Genomic DNA, 21,553 nt, shown 5'->3' on the forward strand with positions numbered 1-21,553 from the left:
GAGCGGTGTCACGGGCTCCGAACCGGACGCCGCGCCGATGGGCATTAAGGAAGCTGCGTCCACATTCGGATCGTATGACCGCTCGCTTTTTTGGTACCAGGGCCTTCCGCGTTGGGCAACGGAAGGCCCTGGGGTCTGCTGCGCTCAGTCGGTCTCAGGTCCGGTGCAGAAGAAGCACTCCCCGGCCTCGAGGCTTGAGTCGCAAGTCTTTTCTATGAGGGTGGATCGCTCGGCGTTGGATAGGGCTCGGGTTTTCGCGACGCACTGTGTTGCTTGTGGGCGATCAATTGCCAGGGTCATGACATGGTGGCAAACATCATGGCCATGACGGCGGCGCCGAGAGCTTCCAGCCCGTGTTCTGCACGGACGGAAAGCCGCGAGGCCGCCGTGTCGCGGAGAGTGGTTTTCGTTACCCGGAAACGCACTAAAAGGAGAATGAAAACCACTGCCGCAGCTCCGAATAATACTGTCAGCAGGATCGCGAGACCGGGTGAGTGGTCAAAGGTTGCTGCAGCCGTGCTTGGGGCTGCGGCTGCCATCGAGTGATGGGCGTTCGGCATTGACATTCCGCCTGCCGGAACGTGGCCGGTGGTGACCTGACCCATCATGGCAATCATGACCGCAGCGCCAGCCATGCTGAGGCTGTGGTACAGGCATTTTAGCCGCCCTTGGTTACCCGCGCAGAGTGTTTTGAATTCCGGCCGGGCGCCGGCCTGTATAACAAACCACAGCGCCGCACCGGTGAGGACTGCGGTCTGGGCCAGCGTCGTTGACGGCACGAGGTTCCATAACATGGCAGCCATGAGGACGTTCATGAGTGCATGGAGGCTTTTGTTGATCTGGTCCGTACGCTGGTGAGACTTTGTAGCCTGCAGGAAGTGGTAGCTCCCGCTAAGCAACAGAACGGCCGTGAGGGCCCAGGTAATGGCGGGGATATTGAACACGGGGATCACGCTCTCACTACTGGGTTTGGGTAGGTGCAGGACGGTCCCCGATGCTGCTGCCACAGCACCGGGGACCGCCTGTTTAGGGTTGTTCCTTTTCCAGCTCTGATTCGTCAGCTTGGTCGGTTCACTTTTCCGTGGTGCAGCATGTTTCGGTGGTGGTTGTTTCGGTTCGGTTTTCGTTGCTGGGGAGGTTGAGGGTGGGGTTTTGGTCGAAGAAGCCGTGGGGTTCGAGCATGAAGCCGATGTTTTGGCGGGGCATGATGGGCCAGTCTTCGAGGCGGACGACGTGGTGCATGCCGAAGGTGTACCAGACTACGAGGTCTTGGTCGACGATGTTCCGGTCTTTTTGGGTCCAGATGTGCAGGCCGTCGTCGGCGCCGGTGGCTTGGTTGGGGAATTCGCCGGCGGCGAAGCGTTCGGTGCGGTCGTAGGCGGTGACCCAGAGGTTGTTGCGGGCGAATTGGGCTCGTTTGCTGACGTAGGATTCGTCGCCGGCGGCCAGTTGGATACCGTCGGTGGGGATGAGGCGGTAGGCGACGGGTTCGTCCACGATGTTCTTGCTGTCGCGGTTGGCGATTTTCCAGAAGCGGTGTTTGGAGGAGTCGGTTTTCCGGATGGCGGCTTGTTCGGTTTCGAGTAGCCGGTCCACTGCCATGAAGGCGGTGTGGGTGGGGTTGTCTTCGGGGATTTCCATGTCTACTTCGTAGACGGCGTTGTTCGGGCCGTCGATTTCGAAGTCCATGCGGACGTTGAACATGTGTTGGTGGATCGGGGCGTAGAGTCCGTCGTTGTTCAGGGTCTGGCCGTAGGGGCTTTTCTCGCCGGGTTTCTGGCCGGCGGTGGAGAGGATGCCGGTGGCTTTGACGAGGAATTCGATGCTGCCGTCGAGGAAGAGGTGCCAGTAGAAGGCGTATTCGTAGTTGGCGACGGTGGCGATGAAGGAGATGACGAGTTTGCGGCTGCGGCGGGTTTCGGTGGTGCCTTCGCGGAAGTCGAAGTGCTTCCAGAGGATGGAGTCGTCTTCCTCGTGCATGCAGATGGCGTTTTCGATGGTCAGCGGGTTGCCGTGGCTGTCGGCGGTGATGCCGTCGAAGTATTTGATTTCGCCGAGGCAGTCGCAGCCCAGGGTGAGGGAGTTGGCCATGTTGCCGATGTTGTATTCGCCGGAGTCGAAGGCGTTCTTTTTGGCCTGGACGGGGGCGGTGTCGCCGTAGGGGACGACCATTTCGGAGAGTGAGGCGCGGTTGATGACGGGGCGTTCGGTGTCTTTGTTGCGGAACTTCAGCTGGTGGAGGACCAGGCCTTCGCGGGGGGTGAATCCGACGCGGAAGGACCAGTCGGCCCACTGGACGTGGTTTCCGGTGACGTTGAAGGAAGCGCCTTCGGGCTGGGTGATGGAGATGGGTTTGAGGTCGGTGCGGGCGGGGCCGACGTATTTGGGCAGGTAGTTGCCGCTGGCGCTGGGGACGGGGATGGCCTGGTCGTCTTCGACCTTGACGACCTCGCCGGAGTTGAGGTCAACGATGACGATGAAGTTCTCGATCGGGTGCGCGTACGGGCTGTCGTCGGCCTCCTGACGGACGAAGACCAGGGCACGCATCAGGCGCCGGCCCTCGTTATCCTCGCCGAAGTAGCCCACGGACCACGGTTCGAAGCAGACCAGGCCCATGTCGGTGATGCCGCGTTTGGCGAGGGCGGCCTGGACCTCGGGGTTCTTCCGGCAGCTCTCTTCACCCTCGGCGAACTCGTCGAGCATGAAGGGCGGGTGGATGTTGGCAGCCAGCTGCGTCCACTTCGAGACGATGCCCGCATCAAGGTCGACAATCGCTTCGTAGGAACGCCCCTCGGCACGGTCCACGAGGACTGCATCTGCCTCGCGCACCGTCTTAGCGCCGCTGCGCAGCAGTTCCTTCTCAGGCTCGCGCAGCTCAATGCTGATGAAGCGGAACGACTCTGCCGCGGCCGGGCCGTCCTTCAGGATGGACGCCGCCCGGGAAATCTCATTCCGGGAAAGCGGATCCAGGGGGTGCGTTACCCCTACAACAGTTTCGGTTTCAATGTCGATAGACATACTTTTCTCCTTGGTTCTTTCTTCGCAATGAGGGTCAATAAAGGTCTGACAGCCGGGGTGTTCTCCACCGATCGTTGGATGGGTAGAGGGCCCGGGCGGGTGACTAGGTGGCCAGCAACCAGTCAGATGCCGCCTTGCGGTACCTGCTGATGCCCTTGTACTCGGCCATGTCTTCCGGGAGCTCGGCCAACACGCGGCCCACGATCTCCCGCCAGACGGGGACCCGGGCAATGTCGGCGAGCGACAGAAGGTAGGTCCGGACCAAGAACAGGATCGCCCCGGAGTGGGGGAGGCGGATGAGGTGCTGGACCTCCACCCGCAGGTGGACTCTATCCGGGAGGGCGGGATCGTCGGCGATGGTGCCGCGCTCCGGTGCCCAGTTGGGATAGGTTTCGGTGGAGGTGTCCAGACGCCGGTCGATGGTTAAGGTCCAGTTGGTCCGCCGGTACTGCTCGCCCGGCTGCAGCCTCAAGAGGAATTGCTCGGCCCGGCTGACGATCTTCTCCTCGAGTACCCGTGGGACGGGGCCGTGGATTTCGTGGAATTTCATGCCGGTATCGAATCCGAGGGACCAGTCGGCGGCGAATGTGACGAGTCCGGCGTCGAGCCACAGCGCATCCTCGCGCTGGTCAAGAAAGACCATGTCGTCCTGGATCTGGCTGCCGAGGAACCGCAACGGGCCCCCCTGCAGGGAACTGTCGTCGCCGATGGTGAATTCCACCTCCAGGTCCTGCAGGCCGTTCCACCAGCGGCAATTATTTCCCTCCCGGTGGAAGGACATACTGTCCGGGTTTTCTTCCGCCATTGCGGGCAGCAGGGTAGCGATGGCGTCCCACACGGCTGGCCGCATGTGCGGGAGGACCTGGATTCGTGAGGGATCCCGGTCCAGCACTTCGCCGCGTTCCTTGACGTCTGAAAGGTAGTGCTCGTCGATGTCCAGCAGCCGGCCGCCCCACTCGCCAGCTTCAGTCATCACTACTTTGCGGGACGGTTCGACGTTGGCGCTGTAGCGGTAACTTTCACTGGAATAGGGAAAGGGAAAGCGTTTGATCCGTTCGGGGAGGGCCGCGGTGACCGCGTCTGTGTCGATGATGATGCTCAAAGGTCCAACTCCAATTCTTCATCCAGGCTGCGTGAAACGCAGCACATCATGGTGGTGTTCTCGGCTTTTTCCTGGTCACTCAAGTAGAGATCCCGGTGCTGGGGTGCCCCTCGAAGTACTGACAGGGAGCATTCGCCGCAGATGCCTTTGCGGCACATGTTCGGAATGCTTTTTCCTGCCTTTTCGAGTGTCTCCAGCAACGAAACGCCGGCCGGAACTTCCAATCTGATGCCGCTGCGGGCCAGGTTCACTGAGAACGGTTGGCCCTCATCCAGGTCGGCCGCGCCAAAGGCTTCTGAATGCAGAAGGCCCTTCGGCCAGCCAAGGTCGCGGGCCTGCTCGAGGACTGAGTCCATGAAGGCAGCCGGGCCGCAGACATAAAGGTGAGTTCCGAGTTTCTGAGTAGTGAGCTTTTCCGTCAGAACTTCCTGGAAGCTGCCGCGATTATGGCATTCCGTCAATCCCTGTCCCAGCAGTTCCCTCGCTTCCGCAACGTGGGCCCCTTCACCTGGCCGATAGCAGTAGATCAGGGATGCGGCCGCCCCCCATTCGGCTGCGAACCGGGCGTGTGAAAGCACCGGCGTGATTCCGATTCCTGCGGCAATAAGCAAGTGATGTTTGGCATTTGCCGCAGGAGCGAAGGCACTGCGTGGACGCGAAACGTGGACGCGGTCACCCACGGCGAGCTCATGCATGGCCAGCGATCCCCCGGCACTGCCCTCAACACGCAGGACAGAGATGGTGTACTCGAAGGGGGCGCTGCCTGATCCGGTGAGCGAATAGGCATTGGCGCCTGTCCCGTATTGGACCACGAGGTGGCTTCCCGGAACATAGGGAGGCAGAGGTTCCCCCGACGGATCACGAAACATGATGCTGGTAATCGATGGCGTCTGGATGCTGACGTTTGTCACCTCCAGCAACAGGCCTCCTGCCACCGCCGGGTGGACAGTGGTCTCGAGAGTCGTCGCGGTCATGCTGCTGCCTCCTCGGCATGGGCTGAGAATCCCAGGTAGCCTCCAATACGCCGGGAAAAGTGGCTACTAATTGCCAAGGTAGTAGTGCATCCCTGACAGTCCACCTCGGAGCCGCTGGGTTGATCGGTAATGGTGGCCGTGCGGCAGTGTCCGCAGAAAACGAGGCGCGGACCCCCTTCCTCACAGAGGAGGGTCATCTCCTCGTCCAGCAGTCCGCATTCCGCTGCTGCGGCTGCGGCTGCATGGACGTCGACTGCAGGGCCGGCCAGCACAAGACGGACCCCGATGCATGACCGGCCGAGCACAGACCTAAGGTTCGAGAGGGTTCCCTGGTCTGCAGATGAAAAACGGAGATCGTGCCGGGGCCGGCCACCGTTGTTTTGATCCGCGGGAGCATCTGTTGAGCCGAATGAGGCACAGATGACCCCGCGGAAACCTGGTTCGCAGCCGGTGCCAGCTACCGGCCGCCTGGATGCGGAACACATGGTGGGTCCTACGGAGCGAAGGTGCGGTCGCCGGTGAAGAACCCCAGACCGTACTCAGGGGTTTCAAACTTGACGGTTGTGCCCTTGGGGAAGAACAGCACATCGCGTTCCTTCGCGTGCGTCACTTCGCCTGTCGTCTGGTCCGTGAGGATGAATTCACCCTTGATGACCACCTTCATTTCGTCGTAGGTGTACGTGTACACCAACGGCTCTGACGCCTTCAGTTCGAAGAATCCGGCGCACATGACCGATCCCTCGGGGTTGTGGAGGGAGTCGCCGATCGCAGCGACCGTTCCAGGCTCGTTCATCGACGGCAGTCCGATGAAGCCGTTTTCGACTTTGTGGATGGAGCCGGCCTTGCTGAGTGTTCCTACGAGTGCGGTTTCCATGATTTCTCCTATGAATGGTGGTGTGAAAGATTTCTCAGTGCTGTTCATCGTTGTCAGAGCTGTTCGTCTTTGCTGCATGTGAGACTGCGCTGGAGATCTAGTTAGAACCCTGGATGGGCTCCGGGAGGATCCGTCTGCGATCCCGACATCCTCTGTTTCCAGAGGGCCAGCCGAGCTCTACTCGAGCCCTGCTGGGTGTGATGCCAGTCACGAACGTTTGTCCTGGTTGCAAAGCTACGCGACGTTATTCATCTAGTCCAGTCTTTTTTAGGATTATTAATTTGAGAGTTTCAAGTTAATTTTTCTCCCCGAGTATTGACATATCGGAACAATCAAGACAGGTGTGTGCGCGACCGCCAATCACGGGGCACGGGGAGGTCAGTGTTCGCGCTCGAATCCATGACTTATGCCCACAAAATCCAATGCGAGCCTTGGTTCGTTGGAGAAAAAGGGGCCGGCCCCGGTGTCCGCCCGCAGCGATGGCATCATCGCGCCCCGATCTCGGGTGGAGGACCCGCGACGCCGGAAACACGGTCGTGATCTCCGGCGGAAGTCTTGAACAGGGCTCGCGAAGCTCTTCGCGCTACGCCGAGGAATACCTTTAGTACGATATTTTTGCCAGCGGCGCCGCGCCCTTCTTCCAGGAGATCACGAAATACATGGACCGAGCGATGCGGGCCATGGTGCAGGAGGCAGGCGGTGCCGTCATGGCTGCGGCGGGACATCGAGTCCGGCGGTTGGGAGGGGCCAAGGAAAAAATGCGTAGAGGGACGCAAGTACGCAGATTCCCGGACGCAGAAACAGGAAGGCAGACCGTTCTTGACCGGTCTGCCTTCCCGTCTTTGAGGCAGTGACTGGAACGGTGACCGGCAGTCAGCAGGGGGACTCCTTTGGATCTAGAAGCCATAGGTGCAGGTTCCGTCACCTGGCTACGGGAACCTCATCTTCCAAATCTGCGGCATCGTCATCTAAAGGGCGGGCAGTGGCTGCTTTTTTGGAGCGACTCGATTCGTGCTGGGAGTAGAACCAGATGGGTATGTAGAGCGCCAGTACGATGAAGCCGACCCAGGTCGGGGTCCAGCCGATCTCGAGGCTGTTGAGGTAGACCACACCGATTAGGCACAGGGGCAGGTTGAACAGGCCGAAGACGATGGCGACGTTTTTCCAGCCCTTGGGTGCCGTGAATGGCCTCTCCAGGGCAGCGAAGTCGGGGTGTTTTTTGGCTCTGACGTAGGCGAACAGGCTGATGCCGTTGGCGCAGGTGTAACCTATCGCCGATGCCGCGACAATCGCGGCGGGGTTTCCCATCGAGATCAGCAGCAGGTTGAAGGCTCCGATGACGAGCATGGCCACGAAGGGAGTGCCGTGGCGGTTCGTTTTGCCGAGAGACCTGGGGAGGTTGCCTTCCGTGGCCATGGAGTGCATGGCTCGGGACGAGCCCAGGTAAGCGGTTTGGATGATCAGTATCATGGCGGCGATCAGCATGATGATGGTGATCATGGAGCCGGCTTGGCCAAAGACTGCCTGGGCGACCGGAATCAGGGGCGAGACAGGTTCGGCCAGTACGCCGTCGACACCCAGCACGCCGATCACTGCGGTTTGCACCAGCACATACGAGAAGAAGCAGATGATGCCGCAGGCAAGCAGGGCTTTGGGGACGTCTTTGGCTGGGTTTTTGTATTCGGGGCCGTAGATGGCTGCCGTTTCCCAGGCGCAGGCACTCCATTGTGCGATCGCAAAGATGCCAAAGAGAATCAGGATATGGTGCAGATCCCAGGCCCAGTCTGTCGGCACCCAGCTGCCGGTGATGTTGGTCAGCTGAACGTGTCCGGTAGCAAAAGGCGCCACCGTCAGGACGACCAGCGGTATCAGGGAAAAGGCAGCCAGGATGTACCCCAGTTTGGCGCCGTCCTTGAGGCCGAACCAGTTGACGGCGAACAATCCGCCGAAAATCACTACCCCGGATATCAACGAGAGCTGATACTCGGTAAACGTCTCGCCCAGCACCGGAAACAGCCCATGCAGGTAACCGCCGACCAGGATGGAAAAAATCGCCAGTACCGGGGTCCAGGCGAACCAGTAGCTCCAGGCACTGAAGCCGCCGATCAGCTTGCTCTTGTCGTACTTGCCCTGGTAGTTCTCGGTGCGAAAAATATGCTGCGCGAAACCCGGCAGGCCGGAGGCCTTGGGAAAGGTCGTAGCCATCTCGGCATAGGCGGCGTTCTGAAAGAATCCCTGAACGACCGACAATCCCCAGATAAGAATGGCTGCAGCCGATAAATACATTGGAAGATAGCCCAAGGAGGGCAGTATCAGCAGGGGCACACCCAGCGCAATGGCCAGACCCTGTTTCCAGTCGATCGACCTTTCCAGGTCATCGACTCCGTCCGAACGATTTTTACTCATAAGAATCTCCTTTAGACGAACTTAGATTCGTCTGATTTTTTAGACATGTGAGTTGCTTCTTGAATCGTTTAAAGAGGCGGCGTGGCAAACCACAACACTCTTGCCGACAGCTGGTAATCGTGTGGTTTGCCATTGCTCGGCGGGATCAATCGTGCTGATTGATTCAACAGGCAGCGCATGATGCGGCGTACACTACGGCGATTTGAAGGTACATGGATGTTCGCTGCCGGTGCCTGAAGCGGGTGGCCTGGACCCAGAACGCATGGTGGGGTCTTAGGGTGCGAAGGAACGGTGGCCGGTGAAGAACCCCAGACCATAGTCAGGCGTCTCGAATTTGACGGTTGTGCCCTTTGGGAAGAACAGCACGTCGCGTTCCCTGGCGTGCGTTACTTCCCCTGTGGCCTGGTCGGTGAGGATGAATTCACCCTGGATGACGACCTTCGTTTCGTCGTAGGTGTACGTGTACACCAGCGGTTCTGACTCCTTCAGTTCGAAGAATCCGGCGCACATGACCGACCCGGCAGGGTTGGAGAGGCAGTCGCCGATGGCGGCATCACACCCGGGTTCGTTCATCTCAGGCAGTCCGATGAAGCCGTTTTCAACTTTGTGGATGGAGCCGGCCTTGCTGAGTGTTCCTACGAGTGCGGTTTCCATGATTTCTCCTATGAATAGTGGCGTCAAAGATTTCTCAGAGCTGTTCATCTTTGTCAGAGCTGTTCATCTTTGCTGCATATGAGACTTGCTGAAGTTCAAGTCAGGGCCCTGGCCGAGGCTCCGGGAGGGATCGTCTGCGAACCCGGCATCCTCCAACTTCCAGAGGGCCAGCCGAGCTCTGCTCGGAGTTCTGCCGGTGTGATGCCTGTCACGAAGGTTCGTCCTAACGGGCAAAGCTACGCCTCGAAATTCATCTAGTCCAGTCTTTTTTAAATGTCGGTTTCCGACCGGGCTCAATTTTCGCGTCAGCATGCAGGGGCAAGAATCGCAGCGCTTGCCTTAGGCAAGGCGAGCTGTGCCGGGTCCGATCCAGATGGCTTGTAAGCCAGTAAATGAGCCGTTGGCGTTGAGTGCGACGGCAGAGCGGGGGTGGAGTGCACCTGGTGGAGGTGCTTCTTGGGATGTTCCGATCCAGACTCTGGAACGGAGGCGGCTGTGATGTATATCACTTCAAAGGTTGCAGACTTAAAGCTATATGGCAACAGTTTTCTTGCGGATCTCAGCCAACTTTGTCGGTCCCATGTATTGAGGCCGGCACACCAGAGCGCGAACTATAACAACGATCCACTGCCTACTTCAGGAGGTCCGAGGCTAGGGGGTATAGATCAAGGACAGCCCCAGGTGGGGAACATCCAAATCCAACCGATGTTGGTCTGGAGATCCGGATTTGATCCGCTCGCCAACCAAGTACCTGCCAGAGTTGCCGAGAACGACGCGGTTGCTGGCGTTGATGAGGGCGGCATCGCCTGGGATGGCTCGCAGGGTTGGCATGATGAGGGGTTCCAGGTCCTTGATCCGAATATCGCATGCGGCTACGCCGGCAAAGTTCCCGTGGACGGAAAACGGAGCCGCGAACGTAAGGATGTATTCCTCGAAGCCGAGATAGTCGACATACGGCCCCCAAAAGGTCTGCTCACCTGTGGACGCGGCGGTTGAAAAGAACGGTAGCTTCTCATAGTTGTAATATCGGCTGCTGCCTGGAGTCAGGTCAAAATCAAGCCTGCCGATGGCGCCGGACTCCTTGCGGGACCACCATTCCCAAGGTCGGCCGCCCTCCTCAACGGATTCCGTGGCGAAGAAGGTCCCGGCGCCGACAGCAAAAGTGTTATTCGTCAGGAACTGCCGTGAGAGTTCGTCCAATCCGACCAGGGCAGCCTTGTCGATTTTGGACTTGCCGGCGAGATTCTGTTCAAGCAGCGAGGCAACGGACCTGGAGAGTTTCTGAGTCTCCATGGCGACGCCGCTAATCCACGAAGTGAGGGCATTGGCAGCTTGTACGACTTCAGTGGCGGGCTTCATTGACCATCCTGGATTGATCGGGCGTAACCGAGGGTGAGTTTCTTGTCAATCAGATGGAAAATGTTTCGCCTGATGTGCTCAAGTACCAGTTTCTGGGCCTTCTCGGGTTGGTCCTGGGCGACTGCCCGGACCAATTCCAAGTGTTCAGCGGTTGCCTGTTCTGGGTCAAATGCCACCGTGAGCGGGGTCCATAGCTGCTGAACTGTTTCTTCCTGAAGCCGGATTTCGGCGTTGGCAAGCCTCGGTGATTGCGCGGCTACTGCCAACTCGATATGGAAGCGGCTGTCAGCAGGTGCACGCAATTCGGGGGTTGAGGCCAGAACCAATGCTCGCGCAAGTTCCTGAAGACGGTCGACGTCGTGTGCTTCCGCGCGCTCACATGCCAGCCGGACGGTCGTGGCTGCAATAGCGGAATGCTCGTCTCCGATGTCACGTATTTCCGAAATGGACGTCGAGAGGAACCAATCCCGGATGGTGTCGGTCTGCGTACGAGGCTGGCTGACGACGAAGGTTCCCCCGCTCCGGCCTCTGCGAGTCTCGACGATTCCCCGCTCGCGCAGGTCCCCCAAAGCTTCGCGAAGAGTGGCGCCGCCAACTCCAAACATCTCCGAGAGTGCCGCTTCCGGGGGCAGACGTTCACCTACTTTGAGCAGCCCGAGGCCAATGGCCTTGGTAATCCTGTCCACAATTGCGTCGGCCCTCTCGATTTCCGGCAAGGACCGATATATCTGCGATTGGAATGAGGACGGCGAGGCCAAAAGTCTGCGCTCCGAGAATGGGCTACGGGTCAGGACAACAACAAGCAGCCCGGACAGGACCTAAAGGACTTAACTCGTTCTTCAGAGTCTATGCAATAAATCCTTCAAAACTGCGGCTTTCAGAACGGTAGGCCTCCGCGCTCCAGCGGACCGGTCCCTCTAAGGAGCCACTCGTCCGGCATGGCAGTCCATGGACCACGGCGTTGGACGCTTCCTCAACGGACGGCCTGGGACAACGCCCAATCCTTAAGTGTAGTTAGAACCGTCAGAAAACAGTGTTACCCCTGCCCTTTTGCTTCGGGATTATGGATATCAACCAGAAAGCATCGTTCGACCGACACAGGCCGACGACCGAAGGGAAGGGACAAATCGTGAATCCGACAGCAAGTACAACGCTCACCGGGTACAGCACCACCGGTGACATTGTCCGCAATCTGTCTCTCGTCAGGGACGAGATCGCGGACACAGCGGCCAAGATCGACGAGCAGCAGGTAGCTGACGTGGCCCGCCATCTCAGCCACCCGGGCCGGGTGTTCGTGGCCGGCGCGGGCCGAAGCGGGCTTGTCCTGCGTATGGCCGCCATGAGGCTGATGCACCTGGGCCTGGATGTCCATGTCGCCGGTGACACCACCACTCCCGCAATCAGTTCCGGTGACCTGCTCCTGGTGGCCTCCGGATCGGGAACCACCTCGGGAGTGGTCAAGTCAGCGGAAACAGCAGCGAAGGCCGGAGCGCGGATTGCGGCGTTCACCACCAATCCGAGTTCGCCGCTCGCTGGGCTCGCAGACGCGGTGGTGATCATTCCCGCCGCCCAGAAGACCGACCACGGCTCCAGCGTTTCCCGCCAGTACTCGGGGTCTCTCTTCGAACAGGTCCTTTTCCTCGCCACGGAAGCACTCTTCCAGTCTCTGTGGGACAACACCGATGTACCGGCTGAAGAGCTCTGGCTCCGGCACGCCAACCTCGAATAACCGAACCACAATTTTTCACACCCACCGCAGTTCCCAACAGAAGGAAAACAACACCATGAAACTCCAAGTTGCTATGGACGTCCTGACCACTGAAGCCGCCCTCGAACTGGCCGGTCAGGTCGCCGAGTACGTCGACATCATCGAGCTCGGCACCCCCTTGATCAAGGCTGCCGGCCTCTCCGCCGTCACCGCCGTCAAGAACGCCCACCCGGACAAGATCGTCTTCGCTGACATGAAGACCATGGACGCCGGAGAACTCGAAGCCGACATCGCTTTCAAGGCCGGTGCCGACCTGGTCACCGTGCTCGGCACCGCCGACGACTCCACCATCGCCGGCGCCGTCAAGGCAGCCAAAGCCCACAACAAGGGCATCGTCGTTGACCTCATCGGCGTGGCAGACAAGGTAACCCGCGCCAAGGAAGCCCGCGCCCTGGGTGCCAAGTTCGTAGAGATGCACGCCGGTCTCGACGAGCAGGCCCTGCCCGGCTTCGACCTGACCGGACTGCTCCGCGCCGGAGCAGAAGCGCGCGTTCCGTTCTCCGTCGCAGGCGGCGTGAAGCTCGCCACCATCGAATCAGTCCAGAAGGCCGGCGCTGACGTAGCCGTCGTCGGAGGCGGCATCTACAGCGCGGCCGACCCGGCACTGGCAGCGAAGCAGCTCCGCGCTGCCATCGTCTAACCATCCGAGTGACGGTGGCGTCCCACACCCGTAAAGCTGCGGGAAGCCACCTCCGGGCTGCAGGACCCTGTTACTTCTGGGGGCCTGCAGCCGCGGAATGTCTTACCTGTACTGCCCGCGGAGAAACGTCACCGCGGGCAGTACGCGTTCGGTGGAAGAACTAAGACGATCCCGTCACATCGACTTGATCCAAGAACACATCACACCCTCAATGATGAGGGTTGGCACATTCGGGGGACCCTCATCCTGGAAAGGAAGCTGTTCATCATGCGCACTCAGACCGCCGAGCATTTGGAAGTCCACGTTACCGAGCCTGGTCGACTCTACGAGTTGCTCGACGATGCAGAAGCCGCGCTTCGGCAAATAGCCAGGCCCCAATGCTATGCCGGCATTCTGGTCACCCGCCATGATCCCAGCCGCTACACCCTCGCACTCAGCGACACCGTTCCCTATGGGGAGACCCGCGAGCAGATACTCTCGTGACCGTCGGTCGACTGCCGCACTGCCTTGTCGAAAGTTAGAAGCAACCATGTCAGTTACTTACGTTGATTCAAGTGTGAGGTCCGGGCATAAGCCAGGCCGTAATCCGCTCCGGGATCCGCGTGACCGCCGGCTGAATCGGATTGCCGGTCCGTCGTCGTTGGTGCTCTTTGGAGTGACCGGGGATCTTGCCCGTAAGAAGCTCATGCCGGCCGTGTATGACCTCGCGAACCGGGGGCTGTTGCCGCCGAGTTTCGCGCTGGTGGGTTTCGGTCGGCGGCCGTGGTCGGATGAGGAGTTCGCCGCCGAGGTGAAGGCCTCGGTGAAGGCGTACTCGCGGACGCCGTTTGATGAGGCGGTGTGGAACCAGCTCGCTGAGGGTATCCGTTTTGTCCGGGGCGAGTTCGACGACGATGATTCGTTTGAGCGGTTGGGTGACACGATCGCGGGGCTCGATGAGGTCCGTGGAACGCGGGGGAATCATGCGTTCTACCTTTCGATTCCGCCGAAGGCGTTTGAGCAGGTCTGCCGTCAGCTCTCCAAGCATGGCCTGGCGCAGGCTGATGGGGAGAAGTGGCGGCGGGTGGTGATCGAGAAGCCGTTCGGGCATGACCTGGAGTCGGCCCGGGCTCTGAATGAGATTGTGGAGTCGGTGTTCCCGCCGGATGCGGTGTTCCGGATCGATCATTATCTGGGTAAGGAGACGGTCCAGAACATCCTGGCGTTGCGTTTCGCCAACCAGCTGTTCGAGCCGTTGTGGAACGCGAACTATGTGGACCATGTCCAGATCACGATGGCCGAGGACATCGGCACGGGCGGGCGGGCCGGGTACTACGACGGTGTGGGTGCGGCCCGCGATGTGATCCAGAACCACCTCCTGCAGCTGCTGGCTTTGACGGCGATGGAGGAGCCGATTTCCTTCAACGCCGATGACCTGCGGGCGGAGAAGGAAAAGGTCCTCGCCGCGGTCAAGCTCCCGGACGATCTCTCTACCCATTCGGCGCGCGGGCAGTTCGCCGGCGGCTGGCAGGGCGGGGAACAGGTCCAGGGCTACCTGGAAGAAGACGGCATCCCGGCCGATTCGACCACCGAGACGTTCGCGGCGATCCGGGTGGATATCCATACCCGCCGCTGGGCCGGTGTGCCGTTCTACCTGCGTGCGGGCAAGCGCCTGGGCCGGCGCGTGACCGAGATCGCGGTGGTGTTCAAGCGCGCCCCGAACCTGCTGTTCCGTGACCATGGCGAGGATGACTTCGGCCAGAACGCTGTGGTGATCCGGGTCCAGCCCGATGAGGGCGCCACGATCCGGTTCGGGTCCAAGGTCCCGGGCACGCAGATGGAAGTCCGCGACGTGACCATGGACTTCGGCTACGGGCACTCCTTTACCGAGTCCAGCCCCGAAGCGTACGAACGGCTGATCCTTGATGTGCTCCTGGGCGAGCCGCCGCTGTTCCCCCGGCACGCGGAGGTGGAGTTGTCCTGGAAGATCCTGGACCCCTTTGAAGATTACTGGGCCGGTTTGGCTGAGCAGCCGGAGCCTTACGCCCCGGGGTCCTGGGGCCCTGCCTCGGCGGATGAACTGTTGGCCCGTGACGGACGAACCTGGAGAAGGCCATGATTGTAGATTTGCCGGACACCACCACCTCGAAGATCTCCAAGAAGATCATGGCCCTGCGTGAGCAGGGCGGGGTGATCGCCTTGGGCCGGGTCCTGACCCTTGTGGTGGTCACCCGGTCCGGGCTCGAGGAAGAAGCGATCGAGGCGGCGAACGAGGCCAGCCGCGAACACCCTTGCCGGATCATCGTGCTGGCCGACGCCGGCCAGAGCGCACCGGATCGGCTAGACGCGCAGATCCGGGTCGGCGGTGACGCCGGCGCGTCCGAGGTCATCGTGCTCCGCGGCTACGGCGAGCTCGCGCACGAAAGCGAATCCCTGGTCGCGGCCCTGCTCCTGCCGGACGCCCCGATCGTGGCCTGGTGGCCGCACGGGGCACCGGAGAACGCCTGCGAAACCTCCGTGGGCCGGATCGCGCACCGCCGGATCACCGATTCCGCGAACGAAACTGACCCTCAAATGGCGTTGGAGAACATCCGGGCGACCTACAAGGCCGGGGACACCGACCTCGCGTGGACCCGGCTGACGAACTGGCGGATCCAGCTCGCGGCGGTCCTGGACCAGGTGGACTCCTCGCCCGTGACCGCCGTGGCCGTCGAAGGCGCCTCCGACTCCCCGTCCACGATCCTGCTCGCGGCCTGGCTGACCCTGGCCCTGGACGCGCCCGTGACCATCGTCGCGGACCCCGCCGGGACCGGCATCCGCCGCGTCCGCCTCACCCGCCACACCGGCGACGTGCAGCTCTTCCGCCCCGGACTCTCCGTCGCTGAACTCACCCAGCCCGGACAACCCGCCCAACGCATCTCCCTGCCACGCCGCAGCCTCAAAGACTGCCTCGCCGAAGAACTCCGCCGCCTCGACCCCGACGAAGTCTTCGGCGAAACCGTTCGCAGCCTTGGTACTTCCAGACTGCATCAAGCCAGCAGCGTGACATTCACCTGCAGCGGGGAGCCAGAACGTAACCGGGATCGCTTGTCACTGATCGCCGTCTAAGGGGACCTCGACTCACCGGATCCGCCCGGATCCAGGAAAGGAACACAAAATAATGGTTCACAAAGTCAAAGCGGTCATCGCCAGGGAGAAGAATGCCCCTGTTTCGGTGGAGACTATCCTGGTCCCGGATCCGGGGCCGGGGGAGGCGCTGGTAGACATTCTCACCTGCGGGGTCTGCCACACCGACCTGCACTACAAGCAGGGCGGCATCGGCGACGAGTTCCCCTACCTGCTGGGCCACGAGGCCACCGGCGTGGTCAGCGCCGTCGGTTCCGGCGTCACCGAGGTGGCTCCCGGCGACCGCGTGATCCTGAACTGGCGTGCCGTGTGCGGGGAATGCCGTGTGTGTGCCAAGGGCCAGCCGCAGTACTGTTTCAACACCCGCAACGCGACGCAGAAGATGACGCTCGAGGACGGCACAGAGCTTTCTCCCGCGTTGGGCATCGGCGCCTTCGCGGAGAAGACCCTGGTAGCCGCCGGGCAGTGCACCAAGGTGGATGACGACGCCGATGCCGCCGCCGTCGGGCTGCTCGGCTGCGGCGTGATGGCCGGCATCGGTGCCGCCATAAACACGGGCGAGGTCAAGCGCGGCGAATCCGTGGCCGTGATCGGCTGCGGCGGCGTGGGCATCGCCGCGATCGCCGGCGCAAAGCTGGCCGGAGCCACCACCATCATCGCGGTGGACATCGACGCCAACAAGGTGGAGATGGCCAAGACCCTGGGGGCCACCCACGGCGTGGATTCCAGCAAGGACGATCCCATCGAGGCCATCCGGGCCCTCACCGGAGGTAACGGAGCGGACGTGGTGATTGACGCCGTCGGACGTCCCGAAACGTTCAAGCAGGCGTTTTACGCCCGCGACCTCGCCGGCCGGGTGGTGCTGGTGGGTGTCCCGACGCCGGACATGAAGCTTGAGCTGCCCCTGCTGGACGTCTTTGGCCGGGGCGGCTCGCTGAAGTCCTCCTGGTACGGGGATTGCCTGCCCTCCCGTGATTTCCCCATGCTCGTGGCGCAGTACAAGCAGGGCAACCTTGATCTGGACGCCTTCGTCACCGAGCGGATCACCATCGATCAGGTGGAGGAAGCCTTCGCCAAGATGCACGAGGGCAAGGTCCTGCGCTCGGTTGTTGAAGTAAAGACACTGAAGGAGTTCTCATGACAGTCACCATCGAAAACCTGGTCACCTCGGGCACTTTTTCGCTCGACGGCGGCACTTGGGACGTGGACAACAACGTCTGGATCGTGGGTAACGATGATGAGTGTGTGATCATCGATTCCCCGCACGATGCGGCAGCGATCATCAACCAGGTCCGTGGCCGGAAGGTCCTGGCCATCCTGCTGACCCACGCGCACAATGACCACATCGGCGCGGCGCGGGAGGTCGCGGCTGCTGTGGGCGCCCCGATCGTCCTGAACCCGGAGGACCTGGTCCTCTGGAAGCAGGCCTACCCTGATACGGAACCGGACCGGTACCACGGGGAAGGCGACGTGTTCGAGGTGGGCGGCACCGCGCTGTTGGCCATCCACACCCCGGGCCATTCCCCGGGCTCCACCTGCTTCTACCTCGAAAGTGAGGGAACGGTCTTCACCGGCGACACCCTCTTTAACGGTGGACCGGGAGCGACGGGACGCTCCTACAGCGACTACCCCACCATCCTGACCTCCATCCGGGAACGGCTGCTCACCCTCCCGCCGGAGACCGTGGTCCGTACCGGCCACGGCGACAACACGACTATTGGTGCGGAACGGGAAACGCTGGCTAAGGTTTCCCAATAGAGCAGGGTCTTTAACAGCAGGATCCCGTTGAGGCGCGCCAGGACAGCTGGCGCGCCTCAACGGGCGTTTTGAAGAAGAACGGCGTGAGCCGCAAAGGAAGTTGGAACAATGAAGTTCGGCAAGCAGCCCGCCCCCGTCGCGGACATCAACGAGGACAACCTCGAAGTCCACAAGCCCAAAACGGAAGCGGCCGGAATCAAGGCCGTCATGGTGGCCCTCGAGCGCGCGGTGGCCCAGGCCGGGGTGACCCGGACGGCGCAGTCCCTGCTGCGGCTGAACCAACAGGGCGGCTTCGACTGCCCAGGCTGTGCCTGGCCGGAATCGGCCACGAAGCGCAAAGCGGCCGAGTTCTGCGAGAACGGGGCCAAAGCGGTGGCCGAGGAGAACACCCTCCGCACGGTCGGGGCCGAGTTCTGGGCCCGGCACTCCATCGCCGAACTCTCCGGGAAAACGGAGTACTGGCTAGGCAACCAGGGCCGGCTGAGCGAACCGGTAGTGATCCGCGAGGGCGACACGCATTACTCGCCGATCTCCTGGACCGAAGCCTTCGAGCTGATCGGCGAACACATCCGGGCCTCCACCCCGGACCGGTCCGTCTTCTACACTTCGGGCCGCACCGCCAACGAAACCGCGTTTATGTACCAGCTGTTCGCGCGGGCACTGGGCACCAACAACCTGCCCGACTGTTCCAACATGTGCCATGAGTCCTCCGGCTCGGCGCTGAACCCGACCATCGGCATCGGCAAGGGCACCGTGTCCCTGGAGGACATCCACGATTCCGAGCTCATCTTTGTGGTGGGGCAGAACCCGGGCACCAACCACCCCCGGATGCTCTCAGCGCTGAAGGAATGCAAGGACAAGGGCGGCAAGGTGGTGGCGGTCAACCCGCTGCCGGAGGCGGGACTGTTCAACTTCAAGGATCCGCAGACCGTTTCCGGTGTGGTGGGCGGCGGCACACCGCTCGCCGACGAGTACCTGCAGATCAAGGTCGGCGGTGACCTGGCACTGTTCCAGGCACTGGGCCACCTGCTCCTGGCGGAGGAAGAGCGCAACCCGGGCACCGTCGTCGACCGTTCCTTTATCGACGCACAAACCGACGGGTTCGACGCCTACCGAGACGCCCGCCAGGAACTGGACTGGGCGGAAACCGAGAAGGCCACCGGCCTATCCCGCGAACAAATTGAGACCGTGGCTGGGATGCTGATCAGGTCCAAGGCCACCATCTTCTGCTGGGCCCTCGGCGTGACGCAGCAGCCGCACTCGGTGGACACCATCAAGGAGATGGTCAACGTCCTGCTGCTGCAGGGCAACTTCGGCAAACCCGGCGCCGGCGCCTGCCCCGTCCGCGGCCACTCCAACGTCCAGGGCGACCGGACCATGGGCATCTGGGAAAAACCCAAGGAATGGCTCCTCGAAGCACTTGACAAAGAGTTCGCGATCGAGTCCCCGCGGCACCACGGCCACGACGCCGTCGAAACCATGGCGGCCTTCGAGCGGGACGAGGTGGACGTTTTTGTGTCCATGGGCGGAAACTTCTCGCTCGCCTGTTCCGATACCGAGACCCTGGAAGCCGGGATGCAGCGGATTGGCCTGACCGTGCACGTGTCCACCAAGCCGAACCGGTCCCACGTGGTGCACGGCCGCACGTCGCTCATCCTGCCCACCCTCGGCCGGACGGACAAGGACGACAAGCACGCCAAGGGCGTACAGTTCCTGTCCGTGGAGGACTCCATGTCCGTGGTCCACTCCACCCAGGGCAGGCTGGCGCCGGTGTCCGAGCACCTGCTCGCCGAACCGGTGATCGTCGCGCGGATGGCAGAGGCCACCTTCGGGCCGGACCACCTGGTGGACTGGAGGGCCATGGCCGGGGACTACGACGTGGTCCGTGACCACATCTCCCGCGTCATCCCCGGATTCGAGGACTTCAACGCCCGGATCCGGACCAAAAACGGTTTTGTGCTGCCCAACCCGCCGCGGGACACCAGGTCGTTCAAGACCGACATCGGCCGCGGCCGCTTCACCGTCAGCCCGCTCGAGTACCTGTCTCCGCCCCACGGCCATCTGGTCCTCCAGACCATCCGCAGCCACGACCAGTACAACACCACGTTCTACGGCCTGGATGACCGGTACCGGGGGATCTCGGGCGGGCGCCGGGTGATTCTGGTGCATCCGGAGGACCTGGCAGAACTGGGTTTCCAGGACCGGGACCTCGTGGACGTGGTCAGCACCTTCCGTGGGCACGACCGGCAGGCGTACAAGTTCCGACTGGTGGCCTACCCGACGGCGAAGGGCTGCGCGGCGGCATACTTCCCCGAGGCCAACGCCCTGGTTCATAAAGAGAACGTGGCGCGGGAATCCAACACCCCCGGTTTCAAGGCCATGTTCGTCCGGTTTGTGCCGCACGTGGCGGAGCCGGAAGCCGCCGAGGAGTCCGCTTCGCTGGCGGCTGCCACTGCCAGCTGATCACACAGCATAGCGGCCCCGTCTCCGATGGGAGTCGGGGCCGTCCTCCTTGCGTTAGCCGGTCAGCGGGGTTTACACCGTCACCGGAGTCCGTGGCTGTGTGCCAGAGCGATGGCCTCGGTGCGTGAGCCGACGTCGAGCTTCTTGAACAGGTTTCGCACGTGGAACTTGACCGTATTCTCGCTGATGCCCAGCTTTGAGGCGATGGTCCTGTTGCGGTGTCCGGCGACAAGGTGCTGGAGCACTTCGAGTTCCCGGGCGGCAAGGTCCCATCCGGCGACATCCCCGGACGGGCGTGTCGGCAGGTCCAAGGGGAGCGTGACGAAGACGTCTGCACCCCAGCCCGGCATGACGTCGATCCGCAGCTGTCCGGTGAGCGCCTGGACCCGGCGGTCCAGGCGGGCGATGCTCGGCGCGTCGGCGGCGAGTGCACCGCGGCCGTCGTCGCGTACGTTGATCAGCAGGTTTTCGCCATCGCAGTCCCACTGCGTCCGTACCCTGCTGACGTCCGGCTGTTCCGTCATGGCCAGCACAAGTCCGCGGACAATGGCCCGTGCCGCGTGGGCAACTTCGCCGGGCAGCGCCCTTCCATTCAGCGGCGGTTCGATAAATTCGATCTCGATGCCGCTGTAGCGTGTGAGCGGCCGCAGGTCCTCCCGCAGTCGTTCGAAAGCCTTGGCAACGGGCTCTTTGACCAGGTCTGTCGTGCGGTCGCTGTGGGTGCGGAGCCCGATTAAAGCCTTGGCAGTGAGGTCAGTGACGGTTGAGCGGGCTGCTGCATCCTCCAAGGAGGAAGAACGCAGGGCTGCCAGGAGGGTCTCCAGGGTGGTGGAGTGCAGATCGGTCAGTTCCGCCGTCACGCGGAGGCGCTCAGCGGAAGCCGCCCGAGATTCCAGCAGGTACGACGGCGGCGCATCAGCCACTTTCTCGCGGATCCGGCGGGCAGTAAGGCGCCAGAGATACGTCACCAGGTCCAATCCGGAGTTGTGTCCCGAATCGGCAGGGGCGGGATCCGTGAGGACCAGGAGGGCATTGCTGGAGGCGTGCTTCAGGGCGAGGACGGGCCGGGTCCGGCCAGCGATCTCGGCTTCCCCAAACCAGGGTGCCTCATCCGAAAGGGCAGCGCGAAGCGTGTCAAGCTCGGCGATGGAGGCCCGGGAGATGATTTCTTCGTCGCCCGCCTTTTTCTGCGGCCGCCCCGTGCAGTCTTCGGTGAAGATGACCAGCGCACTGCCTCCCATGAAGGGGAGTGTGGCATCGCGCAACCGCTCCGCTATCTGGGCCAGAGGGGCATCGGCCAAGGCTGCCACGCTCTGCAAAAGCGGCCACGGCAGGTCTGGAAGAGGCATGGTGGATTCCTTCAGGGATGGGTCAGGGGCTGCACTCATCCCAACAGCTTACCGGGGCGGAAGCGTCCAACCAACCCAAAAGG

19 protein-coding genes are annotated in these 21,553 nt (G+C 61.9%); 8 read left to right on the forward strand and 11 right to left on the reverse strand.

The window, feature by feature from the left end; all coding sequences use genetic code 11:
* Window positions 1-296: 296 nt before the first annotated feature.
* From AU252_RS12815 to AU252_RS12855, 10 genes are all read right to left on the reverse strand, one after another.
* Window positions 297-944: a DUF5134 domain-containing protein gene (locus AU252_RS12815; protein WP_157768978.1), complete on the reverse strand. Its 648-nt coding sequence runs from the start codon at window positions 942-944 to the stop codon at window positions 297-299.
* 127 nt (window positions 945-1,071) lie between these two features.
* Window positions 1,072-3,018 carry a primary-amine oxidase gene (locus AU252_RS12820; RefSeq protein WP_058931058.1) on the reverse strand — a complete coding sequence of 649 codons (1,947 nt, stop codon included), beginning with the start codon at window positions 3,016-3,018 and terminating at the stop codon, window positions 1,072-1,074.
* Window positions 3,019-3,121: 103 nt separating this feature from the next.
* Window positions 3,122-4,120 (reverse strand): heme-dependent oxidative N-demethylase family protein, encoded by a 999-nt coding sequence (locus tag AU252_RS12825; protein ID WP_058931059.1) that lies wholly within the window; start codon window positions 4,118-4,120, stop codon window positions 3,122-3,124.
* Window positions 4,117-5,094: a PDR/VanB family oxidoreductase gene (locus AU252_RS12830; protein ID WP_058931060.1), complete on the reverse strand. Its 978-nt coding sequence runs from the start codon at window positions 5,092-5,094 to the stop codon at window positions 4,117-4,119. The genes AU252_RS12825 and AU252_RS12830 overlap by 4 nt, the downstream gene beginning before the upstream one ends.
* Window positions 5,091-5,579, reverse strand: a complete 489-nt coding sequence (locus AU252_RS24800; protein ID WP_083510372.1) for a dimethylamine monooxygenase subunit DmmA family protein — start codon at window positions 5,577-5,579, stop codon at window positions 5,091-5,093. Before AU252_RS24800 ends, AU252_RS12830 begins: the two co-directional genes overlap by 4 nt.
* 8 nt (window positions 5,580-5,587) lie before the next feature.
* Window positions 5,588-5,968, reverse strand: a complete 381-nt coding sequence (locus AU252_RS12835) for a cupin domain-containing protein (RefSeq protein ID WP_083510373.1) — start codon at window positions 5,966-5,968, stop codon at window positions 5,588-5,590.
* Between the two features lie 921 nt (window positions 5,969-6,889).
* The gene (locus AU252_RS12840) at window positions 6,890-8,374 is read right to left on the reverse strand and encodes an APC family permease (RefSeq protein ID WP_058931061.1); all 1,485 of its coding nucleotides are present in this window, start codon (window positions 8,372-8,374) and stop codon (window positions 6,890-6,892) included.
* A 273-nt stretch (window positions 8,375-8,647) separates the two neighbouring features.
* Window positions 8,648-9,028 carry a cupin domain-containing protein gene (locus AU252_RS12845; protein WP_058931062.1) on the reverse strand — a complete coding sequence of 127 codons (381 nt, stop codon included), beginning with the start codon at window positions 9,026-9,028 and terminating at the stop codon, window positions 8,648-8,650.
* A 651-nt stretch (window positions 9,029-9,679) separates the two neighbouring features.
* Window positions 9,680-10,387: a cache domain-containing protein gene (locus AU252_RS12850; RefSeq protein WP_058931063.1), complete on the reverse strand. Its 708-nt coding sequence runs from the start codon at window positions 10,385-10,387 to the stop codon at window positions 9,680-9,682.
* Entirely contained in the window at window positions 10,384-11,103 is a 720-nt protein-coding gene (locus tag AU252_RS12855) for a FadR/GntR family transcriptional regulator (protein WP_240484167.1), read from the reverse strand. The genes AU252_RS12850 and AU252_RS12855 overlap by 4 nt, the downstream gene beginning before the upstream one ends.
* A 413-nt stretch (window positions 11,104-11,516) precedes the next feature.
* Between AU252_RS12855 and hxlB the strand changes: the two genes are divergently transcribed.
* The 8 genes from hxlB (at window position 11,517) to AU252_RS12895 (ending at window position 20,121) form a co-directional block, all read left to right on the forward strand.
* Window positions 11,517-12,116 carry a 6-phospho-3-hexuloisomerase gene (gene hxlB / locus AU252_RS12860; RefSeq protein ID WP_058932918.1) on the forward strand — a complete coding sequence of 200 codons (600 nt, stop codon included), beginning with the start codon at window positions 11,517-11,519 and terminating at the stop codon, window positions 12,114-12,116.
* 55 nt (window positions 12,117-12,171) lie between these two features.
* Complete coding sequence (hxlA, locus tag AU252_RS12865; protein ID WP_058931065.1) at window positions 12,172-12,795, forward strand: 3-hexulose-6-phosphate synthase; 624 nt, start codon at window positions 12,172-12,174, stop codon at window positions 12,793-12,795.
* Window positions 12,796-13,062: 267 nt separating this feature from the next.
* Window positions 13,063-13,278 (forward strand): hypothetical protein, encoded by a 216-nt coding sequence (locus tag AU252_RS23615; RefSeq protein ID WP_099093390.1) that lies wholly within the window; start codon window positions 13,063-13,065, stop codon window positions 13,276-13,278.
* Window positions 13,279-13,324: 46 nt separating this feature from the next.
* Window positions 13,325-14,893 carry a glucose-6-phosphate dehydrogenase gene (gene zwf / locus AU252_RS12875; protein ID WP_058931067.1) on the forward strand — a complete coding sequence of 523 codons (1,569 nt, stop codon included), beginning with the start codon at window positions 13,325-13,327 and terminating at the stop codon, window positions 14,891-14,893.
* The gene (locus tag AU252_RS12880; protein WP_240484168.1) at window positions 14,890-15,882 is read left to right on the forward strand and encodes a glucose-6-phosphate dehydrogenase assembly protein OpcA; all 993 of its coding nucleotides are present in this window, start codon (window positions 14,890-14,892) and stop codon (window positions 15,880-15,882) included. Before zwf ends, AU252_RS12880 begins: the two co-directional genes overlap by 4 nt.
* 52 nt (window positions 15,883-15,934) lie before the next feature.
* Window positions 15,935-17,041, forward strand: a complete 1,107-nt coding sequence (locus AU252_RS12885) for an S-(hydroxymethyl)mycothiol dehydrogenase (protein WP_058931068.1) — start codon at window positions 15,935-15,937, stop codon at window positions 17,039-17,041.
* On the forward strand, window positions 17,038-17,658 hold the full coding sequence (locus AU252_RS12890) for an MBL fold metallo-hydrolase (protein WP_058931069.1): 621 nt from the start codon (window positions 17,038-17,040) through the stop codon (window positions 17,656-17,658). Before AU252_RS12885 ends, AU252_RS12890 begins: the two co-directional genes overlap by 4 nt.
* 108 nt (window positions 17,659-17,766) lie before the next feature.
* Window positions 17,767-20,121 carry an FdhF/YdeP family oxidoreductase gene (locus tag AU252_RS12895; protein ID WP_058931070.1) on the forward strand — a complete coding sequence of 785 codons (2,355 nt, stop codon included), beginning with the start codon at window positions 17,767-17,769 and terminating at the stop codon, window positions 20,119-20,121.
* 80 nt (window positions 20,122-20,201) lie between these two features.
* Here the strand turns inward: AU252_RS12895 and AU252_RS12900 are convergent, their stop codons facing one another.
* Entirely contained in the window at window positions 20,202-21,470 is a 1,269-nt protein-coding gene (locus AU252_RS12900; RefSeq protein ID WP_058931071.1) for a helix-turn-helix transcriptional regulator, read from the reverse strand.
* Window positions 21,471-21,553: the final 83 nt, after the last annotated feature.

Source organism: Pseudarthrobacter sulfonivorans, assembly GCF_001484605.1.
GTDB classification, from domain to species: Bacteria; Actinomycetota; Actinomycetes; order Actinomycetales; family Micrococcaceae; genus Arthrobacter; species Arthrobacter sulfonivorans_A.